The 13,766-nt window shown below is 53.7% G+C and carries 15 protein-coding genes; 7 read left to right on the forward strand and 8 right to left on the reverse strand.

Features of this window, described 5'->3' with window-relative positions; genetic code table 11:
- The first annotated feature begins 70 nt into the window (after nucleotides 1–70).
- The 7 genes from pta (at nucleotide 71) to ABJQ89_RS12190 (ending at nucleotide 7,644) form a co-directional block, all read left to right on the forward strand.
- Complete coding sequence (pta, locus tag ABJQ89_RS12160; protein ID WP_348496498.1) at nucleotides 71–1,123, forward strand: phosphate acetyltransferase; 1,053 nt, start codon at nucleotides 71–73, stop codon at nucleotides 1,121–1,123.
- On the forward strand, nucleotides 1,120–1,872 hold the full coding sequence (locus ABJQ89_RS12165; RefSeq protein ID WP_348496499.1) for a sulfite exporter TauE/SafE family protein: 753 nt from the start codon (nucleotides 1,120–1,122) through the stop codon (nucleotides 1,870–1,872). Before pta ends, ABJQ89_RS12165 begins: the two co-directional genes overlap by 4 nt.
- Before the next feature lie 133 nt (nucleotides 1,873–2,005).
- Nucleotides 2,006–3,013: a putative sulfate exporter family transporter gene (locus tag ABJQ89_RS12170; protein WP_348496512.1), complete on the forward strand. Its 1,008-nt coding sequence runs from the start codon at nucleotides 2,006–2,008 to the stop codon at nucleotides 3,011–3,013.
- Nucleotides 3,014–3,054: 41 nt separating this feature from the next.
- Nucleotides 3,055–5,874 (forward strand): molybdopterin oxidoreductase family protein, encoded by a 2,820-nt coding sequence (locus ABJQ89_RS12175; RefSeq protein WP_348496500.1) that lies wholly within the window; start codon nucleotides 3,055–3,057, stop codon nucleotides 5,872–5,874.
- Nucleotides 5,871–6,014, forward strand: a complete 144-nt coding sequence (locus tag ABJQ89_RS12180; protein ID WP_348496501.1) for a hypothetical protein — start codon at nucleotides 5,871–5,873, stop codon at nucleotides 6,012–6,014. Before ABJQ89_RS12175 ends, ABJQ89_RS12180 begins: the two co-directional genes overlap by 4 nt.
- Complete coding sequence (locus tag ABJQ89_RS12185; protein WP_348496502.1) at nucleotides 6,011–6,772, forward strand: 4Fe-4S dicluster domain-containing protein; 762 nt, start codon at nucleotides 6,011–6,013, stop codon at nucleotides 6,770–6,772. The genes ABJQ89_RS12180 and ABJQ89_RS12185 overlap by 4 nt, the downstream gene beginning before the upstream one ends.
- A complete protein-coding gene (locus tag ABJQ89_RS12190; protein ID WP_348496503.1) occupies nucleotides 6,772–7,644 on the forward strand; it encodes a DmsC/YnfH family molybdoenzyme membrane anchor subunit in 873 nt (290 codons plus the stop codon). Before ABJQ89_RS12185 ends, ABJQ89_RS12190 begins: the two co-directional genes overlap by 1 nt.
- Nucleotides 7,645–7,683: 39 nt before the next feature.
- Here ABJQ89_RS12190 and ABJQ89_RS12195 read toward each other — a convergent pair whose 3' ends face one another.
- From ABJQ89_RS12195 to ABJQ89_RS12230, 8 genes are all read right to left on the reverse strand, one after another.
- Entirely contained in the window at nucleotides 7,684–7,977 is a 294-nt protein-coding gene (locus ABJQ89_RS12195; RefSeq protein ID WP_348496504.1) for a DUF1330 domain-containing protein, read from the reverse strand.
- Nucleotides 7,965–8,606, reverse strand: a complete 642-nt coding sequence (locus ABJQ89_RS12200; RefSeq protein WP_348496505.1) for a DUF1523 family protein — start codon at nucleotides 8,604–8,606, stop codon at nucleotides 7,965–7,967. The genes ABJQ89_RS12195 and ABJQ89_RS12200 overlap by 13 nt, the downstream gene beginning before the upstream one ends.
- A 13-nt stretch (nucleotides 8,607–8,619) precedes the next feature.
- Nucleotides 8,620–8,889, reverse strand: a complete 270-nt coding sequence (locus tag ABJQ89_RS12205) for a hypothetical protein (RefSeq protein WP_348496506.1) — start codon at nucleotides 8,887–8,889, stop codon at nucleotides 8,620–8,622.
- 1 nt (nucleotide 8,890) lies between these two features.
- Nucleotides 8,891–10,261 carry a DUF6638 family protein gene (locus ABJQ89_RS12210; RefSeq protein WP_348496507.1) on the reverse strand — a complete coding sequence of 457 codons (1,371 nt, stop codon included), beginning with the start codon at nucleotides 10,259–10,261 and terminating at the stop codon, nucleotides 8,891–8,893.
- Nucleotides 10,261–11,085, reverse strand: a complete 825-nt coding sequence (locus ABJQ89_RS12215) for a hypothetical protein (protein WP_348496508.1) — start codon at nucleotides 11,083–11,085, stop codon at nucleotides 10,261–10,263. Before ABJQ89_RS12215 ends, ABJQ89_RS12210 begins: the two co-directional genes overlap by 1 nt.
- A 169-nt stretch (nucleotides 11,086–11,254) precedes the next feature.
- Nucleotides 11,255–11,638 (reverse strand): hypothetical protein, encoded by a 384-nt coding sequence (locus ABJQ89_RS12220; RefSeq protein WP_348496509.1) that lies wholly within the window; start codon nucleotides 11,636–11,638, stop codon nucleotides 11,255–11,257.
- A gap of 103 nt (nucleotides 11,639–11,741) precedes the next feature.
- Nucleotides 11,742–12,050 carry a hypothetical protein gene (locus ABJQ89_RS12225; protein ID WP_348496510.1) on the reverse strand — a complete coding sequence of 103 codons (309 nt, stop codon included), beginning with the start codon at nucleotides 12,048–12,050 and terminating at the stop codon, nucleotides 11,742–11,744.
- Nucleotides 12,047–13,766 (reverse strand): ATP-binding protein (locus tag ABJQ89_RS12230; protein ID WP_348496511.1); only part of this gene is annotated, 1,720 nt, incomplete at its 5' end. The genes ABJQ89_RS12225 and ABJQ89_RS12230, both read right to left, overlap by 4 nt.

The following is a 13,766-nucleotide window of genomic DNA, read 5'->3' on the forward strand; positions in this document are numbered from 1 at the left end:
GATGAAAACACCTGTCGCAGTCGCAGGTATCAGCGCAGACGACATGGTTGAGCAGAAAGTTTAACCCTACGTGTCTAGCAAGCCCAATACATCTGCCTTGCTAGAGCAAGCAAACAAACTCCCGCCGCTCGCGTCTTTACTGACGCGGGCGGCGGCGGCGCCTAAATCCGTTGCCTTCGCTGAAGGCGCTGATCCACGCATTGTTGAGGCCGCTGTTGCAGCCTTGAACGCTGGAATTATTCACAAAGCCCACCTTGTTGGCCCGTTAGACGATATCAAGCAAACGCTTAGTGAATTTGCCGTTAACGACATAAGCGGCATCGAAATTCATGACCCTGTGCAGTCAGAGCTACGTGACACGCTCGCGGCTCGGTTTGCCCAGTTGCGTGCCCACAAGAATGTTTCAATTGAGATCGCTCACAAGGCCATTCTCGATCCCCTCGTTTTCGCAGCTTTGCTCGTTGAAATCGGTCGTGCCGACGGCTCTATCGGCGGCGCCGTTGCAACGACCTCAGATACTGTACGAGCAGCGCTGCAAGTGATCGGCAAAGCCAAAAGCGCACTGTTGGTTTCTTCATTCTTCTTGATGATCCTGCCAGAAAACCACCCGCTTGAACGCCCTGCGATGGTATTTTCAGATTGCGGCATGGTAATTGATCCGAGTGCCAATGAGCTCGCAGGTATCGCAGCTCAAGCCGCTGATAGTTTTACCGCCCTTGTCGGCGATGTCCCCAAACTTGGCATGCTCTCTTTTTCCACACATGGCTCCGCCAAACATGAACGCGTGAGCAAAGTCCAAGATGCAACCAATTCCCTTAAAGCCGCGCGCCCAGATTTGATCGTAGATGGCGAATTGCAACTCGACGCAGCGCTGGTTCCATCTGTTGCAGCATCCAAAGCTCCAACAGGCGTGCTTCAAGGCGCAGCGAATGTGCTGATATTCCCGAACCTTGACGCAGGCAACATCGGATACAAATTGGCGCAACGCTTTGGCGGTGCGACAGCAATTGGCCCAATTTTGCAAGGTCTCGCTAAACCGGCAAACGATTTATCGCGCGGCTGCACCGCTTCTGACGTTTTGGCAATGATTGCTGTCACGGCCTTGCAGGCGCAAACGTCATGACGGGCCTGCTAAACCTGACAACACCCGAAATTCTGATGCTCGCTCTGATTTGCTTTGGGGCTGGCATTGTTCGGGGGTTTTCTGGCTTTGCCCTCTCAGCTCTCGTCATGGCGGGCGCCGCTTTCATTCTTCCGCCCATACAATTAATCCCGATCTGTTGGTGGTTAGAAATCGCCGCGAGCCTCCTTATGGCGCGGGGAGGCTGGCAGGAAGCAGATCGTAGCCTTGTCTGGACGCTGGTCATCATGTCCGCGCTGGGAACGCCTATCGGGTTGTCTTTGACAACGACGCTGGATGTAGAGATGTCCAAACTCATCGCGCTTGGCTTGATCATCGCATTGGCACTGCTCTTGCTGTTCAGAGTCAAAATACCCGGCCTTGCAACGAAGCCCGGCTTGTATTGCACGGGCTTACTTGCAGGCACGGTAACAGGCCTCGCCAGCGTTGGCGGCATGGTCATCGCCCTTTATGTCCTTTCAAGCGATACACCCGCTCGAAAAATGCGCGCAGCGCTAGCCTTGTTCCTATTCCTAGGCTCAGCGACGTCGCTCGCTTGGCATTTTGCGTTTGGCGTTATGAACAACGAAGCCATTCTTCGCGGCATCGCCTTTGCAGTTCCAGCGATTTGTGGCGTCTGGGCAGGCACCCAGCTCTTTACACCGCGTTTCGAACCTTATTATCGACCATTTTGTTTGACACTGCTGTGCGCCCTGTCAGCAATCGGATTGGTAAGGGTGGCAATCACATGATCCAACAATCAACGAACAGCGCAGGCACGAACTTTGGGGCATTAAAGCTTCCCCAACTTTGCAGTACCCACGGCTCAATGTTTCAACAGTACTTGCAAAGAGAATTTAAATGACGCGTGAGCCCGCATTCTTAATGGATTTTTACGAAGACCTTCGCGAAAAGTCTTCGATCTTATTCCCTGGAGTTATGGTTGCCATCTTGGTCGCCATCACCGCCCAATTTCTTGCTGACCACTATGCCACACCCGCAATGCTTCTCGCATTGTTGCTTGGGATTGCGCTCGGTTTTTTGGGGCAAGAGGGCAAAACAGTGCCCGGCGTCGCGTTTGCAGCACGCAGCTTGCTGCGGCTCGGCATCGCGTTTTTGGGCATCCGCATCTCGATGACATTGATGTCAGGCTTGGGCGCACCCTTGATCGCGCTTGTGATCGGCGCCGTGATTTTAACCATAGCTTTCGGCCTATTGATCGCACGGTTTCTTGGACACAAATGGCGCTTTGCCTTTTTGACCGCAGGATCGGTCGCCATTTGTGGCGCATCAGCAGCAATGGCCATTAGCGCGATCCTGCCGCGCGATGAACGCTCCGAAGAACGGCTATTGTTTACGGTCATGGGCGTGACCGTTCTGTCGACATTCGCCATGATCGCCTATCCGATCCTCGCAAATGCGTTAGAGCTAAGCTCGCTACAAGCCGGTGTCTTCATAGGCGCAGCGATCCATGATGTGGCGCAAGTCGTTGGTGCGGGTTTCTCGATTTCAGAGCAAACAGGCGACACGGCTACCTTGGTCAAACTGATACGCGTCGCTCTATTGGCCCCTATTGTGCTAGTCGCCTCGCTTTTGATCCGCCGCTACGCATCGCAACCCGAAGATGGCATTCGCCCACCTTTGTTGCCAGGTTTTGTCGTGGGCTTTCTAGCGTTTGCCGCGCTCAGCTCAACGGGCATGGTTCCGCCGGCGATCACCGAATTTTTCAGCCAATTGTCGCGCTGGTTCCTTTTAATCGCAATCGCCGCTGTCGGCATGAAGACCAACCTCAAACAGGTTCTGTCTGTCGGCGGCGCAGCGATCGCATTGATCATAATCGAAACAATTTTCATCGGCGCAGTAGTCTTAATCGGGATCTACTACTTAACGTAGCACAAAACACATGAGCAAGACGTCATGGGCAGGGAGGCCAGATGACATTCCAGCAACCAAATATTGAAACGTCTCCGAAAGTTTCTGACGAAATACGCAAGACCACTTGCTACATGTGTGCATGCCGTTGCGGTATCAATGTGCATATGAAAGAGGGCAAGGTCGCCTACATTGAAGGTAACAAAGACCACCCTGTGAACAAAGGTGTGCTCTGCGCCAAAGGCTCTGCAGGCATCATGCAGGTTAACGCGCCGTCGCGTCTCAAAGCGCCGCTGAAACGAGTCGGGCCGCGTGGGTCGGGCGAGTTCGAAGAAATCTCATGGGAAGAGGCGCTGACGATTGCCACAGATTGGCTTGCTCCAATCCGCGCCGAGAACCCTGAAAAACTCGCGTTCTTCACAGGGCGCGATCAATCGCAAAGCTTCACCAGTTTCTGGGCACAGCATTTCGGCACCCCGAACTATGCCGCACACGGGGGCTTCTGTTCCGTCAACATGGCCGCGGCAGGCATCTATACAATGGGTGGTGCGTTCTGGGAATTTGGCCAACCGGATTGGGATCACACCAAGCTGTTTATGCTGTTTGGCGTGGCCGAAGATCATGACAGCAACCCCATCAAAATGGGCATCGGCAAGATCAAAGCACGCGGCGCAAAGGTCATTGGCGTTAACCCGATCCGCACGGGCTATAACGCAGTTGCAGACGAATGGGTCGGCATCACGCCCGGCACTGACGGTCTGTTCATCCTCGCGCTAGTGCACGAGCTGATGAAGGCCGGAAAAATCGATTTGGAATATCTCGCGCAATACACCAACGCACCTGTTTTGGTCGATAGTGAAACCGGCCTATTGATGCGCGATGATGATGGTAAGGAACTGGTCATTGATCGTGGCACCGGCAAGCTGACACCATTTGATCAAAAGGGCGTGCGCCCTGATCTGTCCGCGACCTATCGCCATGCTGGCGTGACGCATAAACCCGTCTTCCATCTGATGGCCGAGCGTTACATGTCTGCTGAGTACGCCCCCGAGGCTGTGGCGGAACGCTGCGGTATCTCCGCGGCGCGCATTCGCGGCATCGCGTCTGAAATAGCGCGTGTCGCGTTTGAAGAAAGCTTTGAGCTGGATCACGAGTGGACAGATTTTCGCGGTGAAACGCATAAAACGATGACGGGTCGCCCTGTCTCCTTCCACTCCATGCGCGGTATCTCAGCGCATTCCAATGGCTTCCAAACCTGTCGTTCTTTGCACGTTCTGCAAATCCTGCTTGGTACGGTCGAAGTGCCAGGCGGTTTCCGCTTCAAACCACCCTATCCAAAGCCTGCAACAATCCACCCAAAGCCGCATTATGGTGTCACGCCTGGCAAACCGCTTGATGGTCCACATCTTGGTTTTGTGCATGGTCCTGATGATCTTGCGCTGAAAGATGATGGGAGCGCAGCGCGCATCGACAAGGCCTTCACGTGGGAAAACCCGATGTCGGCGCATGGCATGATGCATATGGTGATTTCCAACGCTTATGCGGGTGATCCGTACAAGATCGATACGCTGTTTATGTATATGGCCAACATGGCGTGGAACTCTTCCATGAACACGCGCGGCGTTATTGATATGCTGACGGATAAGAACGAAGAAACGGGCGAATACGTGATCCCGCGCATCATCTACTCGGATGCCTATTCGTCAGAGATGGTTGCTTATGCCGATCTGATTTTACCAGACACGACGTATCTTGAACGTCACGACTGTATCTCGCTCCTTGATCGTCCGATCTGCGAAGCTGATGCTGCCGCTGATGCAATCCGCTGGCCCGTGATCGAACCTGATCGCGATGTGCGCGGCTTCCAATCCGTGCTCTGCGAACTCGGTGCGCGTCTCGATCTGCCCGGTTTCATCAACGAGGATGGCAGCCAGAAATACGCCGATTATGCTGACTATATCACCAACCACATCCGCAAGCCGGGCATTGGCCCGCTCGCGGGATGGCGTATGGGCGACAAAGGTCTGCAAAACGGTCGCGGCGACGCGAATGAAGCTCAGCTAGACGCATATATCGAAAACGGCGGCTTCTTTGTCGAACACATTCCAGATGGCGCGAACTACTACAAACCGTGGAATATGGCCTACCAAGAGTGGGCCGTGGGCATGGGCATCATCGACAAGCCTGAACCTTACCTGTTCCAGCTCTATGTCGAACCCATGCGCAAATTCCAACGAGCCGCCGAGGGGCACGGCGAACGCCAACCGCCCGAACATCTGCGCGAACGGATCAAAGAAACGATGGACCCACTGCCCATCTGGTACGCGCCATTTGAGGATGGCGCAGTGGATGTGGACGAATATCCCGTTCACGCCCTGACCCAACGTCCCATGGCGATGTATCACTCTTGGGGAAGCCAAAACGCGTGGCTGCGCCAGATCCACGGCCGCAATCCGCTCTACCTGCCAACCAACTTGATGCAGAAACACGATCTCAAGGATGAAGACTGGGCGACCGTCACATCGACCCACGGATCAATCACAGTGCCGGTCATGGAAATGGCCGCGCTCAATGAGAACACCGTGTGGACATGGAACGCTATCGGCAAACGCAAAGGCGCTTGGGCGCTGGAAGAGGACGCACCAGAAGTCACAAAAGGCTTCTTGCTCAACCACCTCATTCACGAACTGATGCCGCCAAAGGGCGACGGTCTGCGTTGGGCCAACTCTGATCCAATCACAGGCCAAGCCGCATGGTTCGACCTGCGTGTCAAAATCGAAAAAGCAGCCAATCCACCAAGCGAAAGCCAACCGGCGATGCCAGCCATCAAGTCCCCCGTTGGCACTGGCCCGTCAGAGCTGAAGTGGAAGAGCACATCATGAGCGGTCCACAAAAGACATTGCTTCTCATTGGCGGTTTTATTGCGCTCATGGTTGGCACTTTCATCTACTTCGTCGCGACTTGGGACGCTGAAAAAGAACAGCCCATCAGCGGGCATATGACATTGGAGGCAATCGTATGACGACGCTCCCTAAATCGACCGAGAAAAAGCTCGGGCTTGTGATCGATCTGGACACCTGCGTGGGCTGTCACGCCTGCGTTGTGTCTTGCAAGGGCTGGAACACCGAAAACTACGGCGCGCCACTCAGCGATCAAAACCCATATGGCGGCGATCCCTCTGGTACGTTCCTTAACCGTGTACATAGTTATGAAGTGCAGCCCGATGATGGCGCTGCGCAGCTCATCCATTTCCCTAAATCCTGCCTGCACTGCGAAGACGCGCCTTGCGTGACCGTTTGCCCAACTGGCGCGAGCTATAAACGCGTCGAAGATGGCATCGTGCTGGTCAACGAACAGGATTGCATCGGTTGCGGTCTATGCGCCTGGGCCTGCCCTTATGGCGCGCGTGAAATGGACGCCGCCGAAAATGTGATGAAGAAATGCACGCTTTGCGTTGATCGCATCTATAACGAAAACCTGCCCGAAGAAGACCGCCAGCCTGCTTGTGTACGGACTTGCCCTGCAGGTGCGCGCCACTTTGGTGACCTTGGTGATGAAAACTCCGAAGTCAGCCAACTCGTTGCAGAACGCGGTGGTTTTGATCTGATGCCAGAGCTTGGCACCAAACCTGTAAACCAATACCTTCCGCCACGCCCAAAGGACACGATGGAAGAATTCGACATCCTCGCGCCTTATCTTGATCCGGTTGCGAAGGATGCTGGCGGTTTCCTTGGCTGGCTCGACAAAGCGCTCGACGCCCTACCCGGAGGAGCAAAGTAATGCACCCAGCACCGTCCATTATTCTCTTCACGACGCTGTCCGGTCTTGGCTTCGGCCTTCTGACCTTCCTTGGCCTCGGCATGCCCGGTGCAACGGGTTTTGTCGCCTTCGTTTTCTTCACGATCGCCTACTTACTAGCCGTTGGCGGTCTTTTGTTTTCCACCTTCCACCTAGGCCATCCAGAACGCGCATTAAAGGCATTCTCGCAATGGCGTTCGAGCTGGCTCAGCCGCGAAGGCATCTGTGCTGTCGCCGCGTTGATCGTCATGGCAATCTACGGCATCGGGCGCGTGTTCTTTGCCGAGCACTGGGGACTTATCGGCATCGTCGGCGCGCTTTTGTCACTCGCCACTGTGTTCACAACCTCGATGATCTATGCCCAGCTCAAAACAGTGCCCCGCTGGAACATGCCCCTTACGAGCCCTCTGTTCATGGCGTTTTCCATTACGGGCGGCGCGTTGCTGGCGGGTCAAATCACCCTCGCTATTCCCCTGCTGATTATCTCTTCAGGCATCCAAGTTGCCTATTGGATCATGGGCGACGGGCGCCTTGCTGCATCAGGCACCAATATGGAAACGGCAACTGGCCTTGGACATATCGGCAAGGTCAAAGCGTTTGAGCCACCCCATACGGGCGACAACTACCTCATGCGCGAATTGATCCATGTGGTGGGCCGCAAACATGCAAGCAAACTGCGAATGATTGCGCTGACGCTTGGCTTTGCGCTCCCGCTCATCTTCCTGCTTTTACCGTTTGGACACTTCTTCGCTCTGATCGCAGTTCTCTGCCATATCGCGGGCATCCTAACCTCGCGTTGGCTGTTCTTTGCGCAGGCCGAACATGTCGTCGGCCTCTACTACGGAAAACGATAAGAAAAAGGCGCCCCGTGAAATACGGGGCGCCCTTTTTTCTTAGGTAAATGCAACTTCGGTTTTCGCGATACATGCCTCGCGCTGATCCGCTAACGCGACAAGCTCAGGGTCGCTGCGATAGGCGTCAAAACTGTCCGTATCAGGGAATTCCAATACATGGACCTCATGGGCAGACCCATCGCTTGCACCATGGTTTTGATCGACGCGAAGTACCTTCGCCCCATGGCGCGCCATGATCACGAAGGCCTTTTCCTCGAAAGCGGCGAAGGCTTCGAAACGCCCGTCTCGTACCCAGAGCTTAGCAGTAACGATGACGCACTTTAGCGACGCCATGTTCCCAGCCAACGCTTCACGCGACCACCGGTATTAGACAGGCTATCGCCCGCATCGGCAAAGCTATCGCCAACATCCTGCATCACAGGATCGATCTTCGCCTCGCGAAAGCGACGCCAACGCACCCAGATCGCCCAAGCAATCGCTGCGAAAACAATCAGAATAATGATGTTGAGCCATGGAATAATCCGCACGTCAGGATCATCGACCGCACGCACGCTGACGGCATTCGGGAAGATTGACATGAATTCATTGCGCCAACCATAATGCTTGATCACAACCCACTGCGGCGCATCCGCTGCTGACTTCAGATCAGCCGCTTCTGCCTGCAAATTCGACGTATCAAACTTGAAATACGGCGGCCAACCCCACCCTGTATCCTCGTTGCGATAAACCATCACAGTGTCGTTGGTGAGACGCGTCTGAATGAAGAACACATCGCGGTTCACCGTCGTTGCGTCATTGCCCGTGTCTGCACTTGCCCAGAAGATCGAATTCTCTCCGAAATCAATCCGTTTTTCATAGGTGTCCGAAACGCGAGCTACATCGTGCTGCGGCAGCGTGTAGTGGAAAAAGGCAACAATCAGCACCCAAAAGGTGATCCAAAACGCCCACTTGATATAGCCCATCTGTCAGGCTCCTTTACATAAAATTCGTAGCGTAGATGATGAAGGACACCACGCAGATCGGGACAATATAGACCCCAAGGATCAACTTGCGGCGGAGAGAACCATCGTAGTCTTTCAGCCCCTCTTGCACAAAATCTTCCATCGTATCGCCACTGGTCCCGCCCTCACGCCATTCGGCCTCCAACTTGCCCCGACGCACTGCGCGCGAATAAAGCGATAGGCAAATGTAGACAATCGTCAGGACGAAAAATCCCATAACGAGCAAACGTGCGAGTGCAAACATCTTACTTCCCCCTTACCGCGCCCCATGGGCCAACAGCGGCTATCTTGTCTACATTGACGCTCCATGGCCCCTTTTGCACCGCTTTGGGGGCAACGTCATCCATATCCGCATCATGACCAAAGAGCGCATCGCGCGCCCCAGCTTTGTCCACTTGATACTCGCGATCCAAGAAATCCGCCACATAGGATTTTTTGGTCTCATGCCATGTCGCGTATTGCTGATAGAACAGCTCTTTGTGGCAAATGAACAATTGGCGCACGTCCTTGGGCGACAATTGCGCCAAAAGCATATTAACCAAATCCCGATCTTTGTGATCGGCGCTGCGCAACGTGTAGAAATAGGCAGGATGATCGGACGTCAAACGCGGCCATTTTCCACCCTCTTCGGCCCAGCGCAGCAACGCTGCCAACCCATGAAATTCCTCTGGCAAGTCCGAGGCATGACGCCGCGCCAGCGCGCGCATGTCCCGTCGGCTCGCACCGCTCAAATCCATGCCGCTTTCCTGCGCGGTATCGACGATGATGAAATCCATCTTCTGGCGCAGGATCGCCGCAGCATCGATGCCGCGCGCTTTCACAATCGGTTCGGCAAGATCGTTATACTCAAGGAACTTCGCAATCTGATTGCGGTCCTTCATGTCGAACACATATTTGATCGGCAACTTGCCCAGCGCTGATTTATCCCCGCTGGAAATCACCGCAGGATGATCCATCCCTTGCATGACATACAGCCCGCCAAAATGCGCCGTCCAGAAATTGCTCTGCTCAAATTCCATCAGATCAAGCGCGATAGGATTGCGCGTCACATCCCCCGTGCGCGTGGCCTTGGAAATCATATCAGCGATCAGAACATCATCGAACCACGCGTCTTCGTCCTGCATGAAACGATCCACATCCCGCGCCAACGCTTCGGCATCCGCGACAGTGCCTGATGTCGTATCTGCCTCCAATACGACCTTACGAATATCAAAGAGCCGCACAGGGCTGTCCACGGAATAGACCGAATTCACCAACTCCCCCGCGACCGCATCCTTGGCCGTTAGCGCGAAAAGCTGCGGTTCGTTCTTGATCACAAATTCCTTCAGAATATCGCGCGAGGTGGAGAATTTCGCATTGAGCAAAGGCGCGCGTTTCTGATCGGTGGTGAGCAAAATAAACTGCCGATTCACCCCCGCATGGTTGAGGTAGAGATGATCATCCAGCTCATCCCCAATCTCGGGCGAGTAGCCAGAGATATCGATATGAAAATCGGTAAGTTCGGTCTGTTTCTGCGTCAGATGCTTAAGCGCACGGTTATACCGTTCGATCAACGCAGGGCTTTCGACATGGATCAGATTGCCAAACATGAGGCCGCGTTGAATAAGGTGGATCATTAGACAGGCTCCCAAATGTCTGCCTCTGCAAGCAGTTGCAAGTTTTTAATCAACTCAAATAAACGTTCATTGTTCCACCAAAGAGATGCTGAAAGCGCTATATTTGGTTGATGATGCGGCAACATATCCGGCTCATGAAGCAACAACTTACTCCAAGCTTTCTGTTCGTTTTCGAATTTGTCTTTGCTCGTGCACTTTTTTTCAAGTTTGTGGACTGACTTATTTTGGAGCACCGCTTTAACCTTGGCGTTCAATAGACCTATTGATAGTGTTATGTCAGTCAACTCATCTACCTTTGGTTTCTCAAACGTAAGGTTTAGAAATATCGGTTTCTCAGTGGAAAGTTGATTAGCATTATTGCGGTTCTCCTCAGTGGGAAAAAACGTCCAAGAACAGTGTGCAAACTCAATTGCAGACATTCGAATCCTCTCGCGAACTTTTTCTTGCAGCAAATTATCTTCCCTGGCTTCGCTTCTTTCTTTTTGCTCGAGCTCGAAAATCTCACCTTGGATTCGTAGCAGGTTTACCTGCTCTTTTTGAGCTTTTGCCATTTTTTCAAATTCTTTGCGTTGTTCAGATAACTCAGTCGACTGCATAGCGACTGTTACAATTATCCAAACGAACGCTAGCGCTGAAAAAACACCCGCGAGTGCATCGCCCATCTCACTTGGCCTTAAATGCAAAAATTCTGTAAACTTGTTTCCAAACGCAGGATTACTTGCTGGCTGGAATCCAACCCACTGAACCAAAGCAAAAATACCAATTGATAAAACCCAACCGATGTCAGTCGCTTCCCATTTTTGTGCCCGTAACCACACTTTCATCGCAAGAAACACCCATTCCAATCATCAAAGAGACTATGTCTCGCAGCGCCTTCCCTTGGCTGCATCCATTCGCGGGCAAACCGCTCTGCCAGAGCCTCCCTTGATTGCCCGCTCATCCCCATGGGGAAGGCGCTATTCTGCTGAACATCTGTATTGTGCTCACAAGCTATCAAGCGATCCATACCGCCCCCAAACAGAACAAGCCGACCGCCAAAAGCATGGGCCAGCCTATATGCTTGCCCTTGCTCCACACCGCATCAAGCACGCCAGAAATTGCAAACCCAATACCGATTACGCTCAGAACAACCATGGCCAAATCGGCGTCGCCAAATCCAACGAACAACAGGATAACCGCCATCAGCAACCACATCACAGTGGTCAAATGCCAAGCGCCGCGCAGCACAAAGCGCGCTAGATCGCTTTCCAGCACCCCGTTTCCGCGTCGTTTGAACATTGGGGCCAACAACAGCTTCTCGCCAAAATATGAATGGGTGAAGCCCACCACCAGTAAACTCACCACACCACCAAAAACGAGCCATTGGAACGCATTCATGACAGTCGCTTTCTCTTGGACGCCACCAAACGAGTCAGAGCTCTGATCGCCCAAATCAATGGCGTCACCAGAAAGAACCAGCCAAGAATGTCCATAAGTCGTTTCATGATGCGTTACCTGCCCCTGATCGCGTCAAACGAAAAACCATCACCGCCCCAAGCGCGAGCGCGGGCAACGCAAACGCACGATAGGCGATGAGCATTTTGAACCCAGCATAGCCCGAGAAAGACCCACCAAATAAAAGCAGGCTTTCCTCAATGCTCGTCCCTTCAAACCCACTTGCAATTCCGATCCCTGTAGAGACTGCAAAAACGACCAAAGCGCAGGCGGCAAACCCCAAGACGCCCCAACGCAAGGGAACCGTCGCGCCCAAGACCAGCGCAAGAACGGTCATTCCAATCAACAGGATCATGCTTTGCTCTCCAAATACCGCTTCTTCGCAATTTCCGTACGCTCGTAATCCCGCACCATCGCGTCAATCGCAACTTCATCGCTCTTGTCGGCATAGCGGAATTCACTGTCGGCGTAGCGGTTGATCTCTTGCACGACCATCTCGACCGTGATCGGCTGGCGTAGCTCTGAAATCATGCCTTTCTTCTCGTCGTAGGATTTGAACAGGAACAGCTCTGGTTCCTCCATCCATTCGTCCGGCAATTCAAAGTCCATCGCGCGCACTTTGACAGCATCGGTGATGTTCTTGATAGCGCGGCCCGTAAATCGCTCATCCGCCACCTGAATACCCTTCAGATAGGTGCCGAGTTTGGCAATCGTATCCAAAGCGCCGACCTTTGATTGCACCTCATCAAACACCACGGCCAGCCCCGCCTCATGCGGTTTACCGTGGCTCTCAAAGCTTGCCGCAACCGCCTTCTGAATCGCTTGCGCCTCGAACAGCTCATGATCGCCCAGCGGGATATCGTGGTTCTTCCCCATCAAGAGCGCCAGGATATCGACGTAGTCCTCCCGCGTTTGCGGCCCATCTACCAAGAAGCGCGCACCGGCGCGTTGGCGCAGCGCGTCATCAACGTTCTCGGGGTAGTTGGAGAACATCCCAAACGTACAATTCCCACGCACAACTGTATTCGCGCCTGCAAAGCTCTCCATCAGAACCGCAGTGATTTCGAGCTGCCCAGCGCTCGATTGACGATCCCCGCGTTTGCCAGCGAGTTGGTCAATGTCATCAATCGTCCCGAAGCCAATCACAGACGGATCGATAATGTTGTTGATAAAAGACTTCGCGTTTTGTCCTGATTTGCCCTGATAGCTGTCGATATTGTCAGTGCTCAGGTTCTGATACCGAAACGGATAACCTGCTGTTTCACAATACCCGCTGATCAATCCCGCCATCATCTGAATAAGCGTGGTTTTCCCCGTCCCCGGTGCGCCATCCCCCATGAAGGTAAAGATAAAACCACCCAAATCCGCAAACGGATTCAAACGGCGATCAAAATCATAAGCCATCAACATCTTCGCCAGCTTCATCGCCTGATATTTGGCGATGTGGTTGCCGACGACCTCGTTCGGCTTTTTGAAGGTCATAGTCAGCGTGCTGCCCTTGCCCTTGGCGGCGGGGGTAAAGCCGCGCACCGCGAAATCATCGGCCTCGACCTTCCAATTGGCCGAGGTAAACGCCTCCAAACGTCCAACGGTCTGCGCGCGCGCGGCGACCTTTTCCATCAGCGCCTCGGCATATCCTGAAACAGTCGCAACTAACTTGGGATCGTCCTCCGCATGGGCATCAATATCCTGATCCAACTCCCAAAGCGCGCCGTGCAGGGCAAGCGGTGCATTGTCGGTCAGGATTTCTTCAACCTCACCCAAAGACACCGTCACTTCGCTCGCATGTGTGGACAACAGAAACGATGCAGCTGACGCAAAGACGTAGAGCGAGATCAGCGCTTCCGCCGTCAACATCTCCGAAAATTCGGCCTCCTTGCCAGCAGATACACCACCCTCAAGGTTAGCGCGCTTAAGATCGCTCAAACCCACCTGCTCTGCATAATTCTCCGCAACCGCCATAGAGATCGCCAAAGCACGGCGCAGCGTATTCATCACCGTCGCCTGAAGCGGCGAAACCAGAGCTTCGCCCCCATCCGAACCTTGAATTTGCGCCAGCAATTGCACGCCC

It is taken from the genome of Planktotalea sp. (assembly GCF_039984035.1).
Taxonomy (GTDB): domain Bacteria; phylum Pseudomonadota; class Alphaproteobacteria; order Rhodobacterales; family Rhodobacteraceae; genus Planktotalea.

Bases quoted from the DNA above. Each gene is read 5' to 3' on its own strand.
- ABJQ89_RS12170 (WP_348496512.1), top strand. From the start codon at position 2,006: ATGGATTTTTACGAAGACCTTCGCGAAAAGTCTTCGATCTTATTCCCT.
- ABJQ89_RS12195 (WP_348496504.1), bottom strand. From the start codon at position 7,977: ATGGCGTCGCTAAAGTGCGTCATCGTTACTGCTAAGCTCTGGGTACGA.
- ABJQ89_RS12165 (WP_348496499.1), top strand. From the start codon at position 1,120: ATGACGGGCCTGCTAAACCTGACAACACCCGAAATTCTGATGCTCGCT.
- ABJQ89_RS12225 (WP_348496510.1), bottom strand. From the start codon at position 12,050: ATGATCCTGTTGATTGGAATGACCGTTCTTGCGCTGGTCTTGGGCGCG.
- ABJQ89_RS12205 (WP_348496506.1), bottom strand. From the start codon at position 8,889: ATGTTTGCACTCGCACGTTTGCTCGTTATGGGATTTTTCGTCCTGACG.
- ABJQ89_RS12200 (WP_348496505.1), bottom strand. From the start codon at position 8,606: ATGGGCTATATCAAGTGGGCGTTTTGGATCACCTTTTGGGTGCTGATT.
- ABJQ89_RS12175 (WP_348496500.1), top strand. From the start codon at position 3,055: ATGACATTCCAGCAACCAAATATTGAAACGTCTCCGAAAGTTTCTGAC.
- ABJQ89_RS12220 (WP_348496509.1), bottom strand. From the start codon at position 11,638: ATGAATGCGTTCCAATGGCTCGTTTTTGGTGGTGTGGTGAGTTTACTG.
- ABJQ89_RS12190 (WP_348496503.1), top strand. From the start codon at position 6,772: ATGCACCCAGCACCGTCCATTATTCTCTTCACGACGCTGTCCGGTCTT.
- ABJQ89_RS12180 (WP_348496501.1), top strand. From the start codon at position 5,871: ATGAGCGGTCCACAAAAGACATTGCTTCTCATTGGCGGTTTTATTGCG.
- ABJQ89_RS12210 (WP_348496507.1), bottom strand. From the start codon at position 10,261: ATGATCCACCTTATTCAACGCGGCCTCATGTTTGGCAATCTGATCCAT.
- ABJQ89_RS12185 (WP_348496502.1), top strand. From the start codon at position 6,011: ATGACGACGCTCCCTAAATCGACCGAGAAAAAGCTCGGGCTTGTGATC.
- ABJQ89_RS12215 (WP_348496508.1), bottom strand. From the start codon at position 11,085: ATGAAAGTGTGGTTACGGGCACAAAAATGGGAAGCGACTGACATCGGT.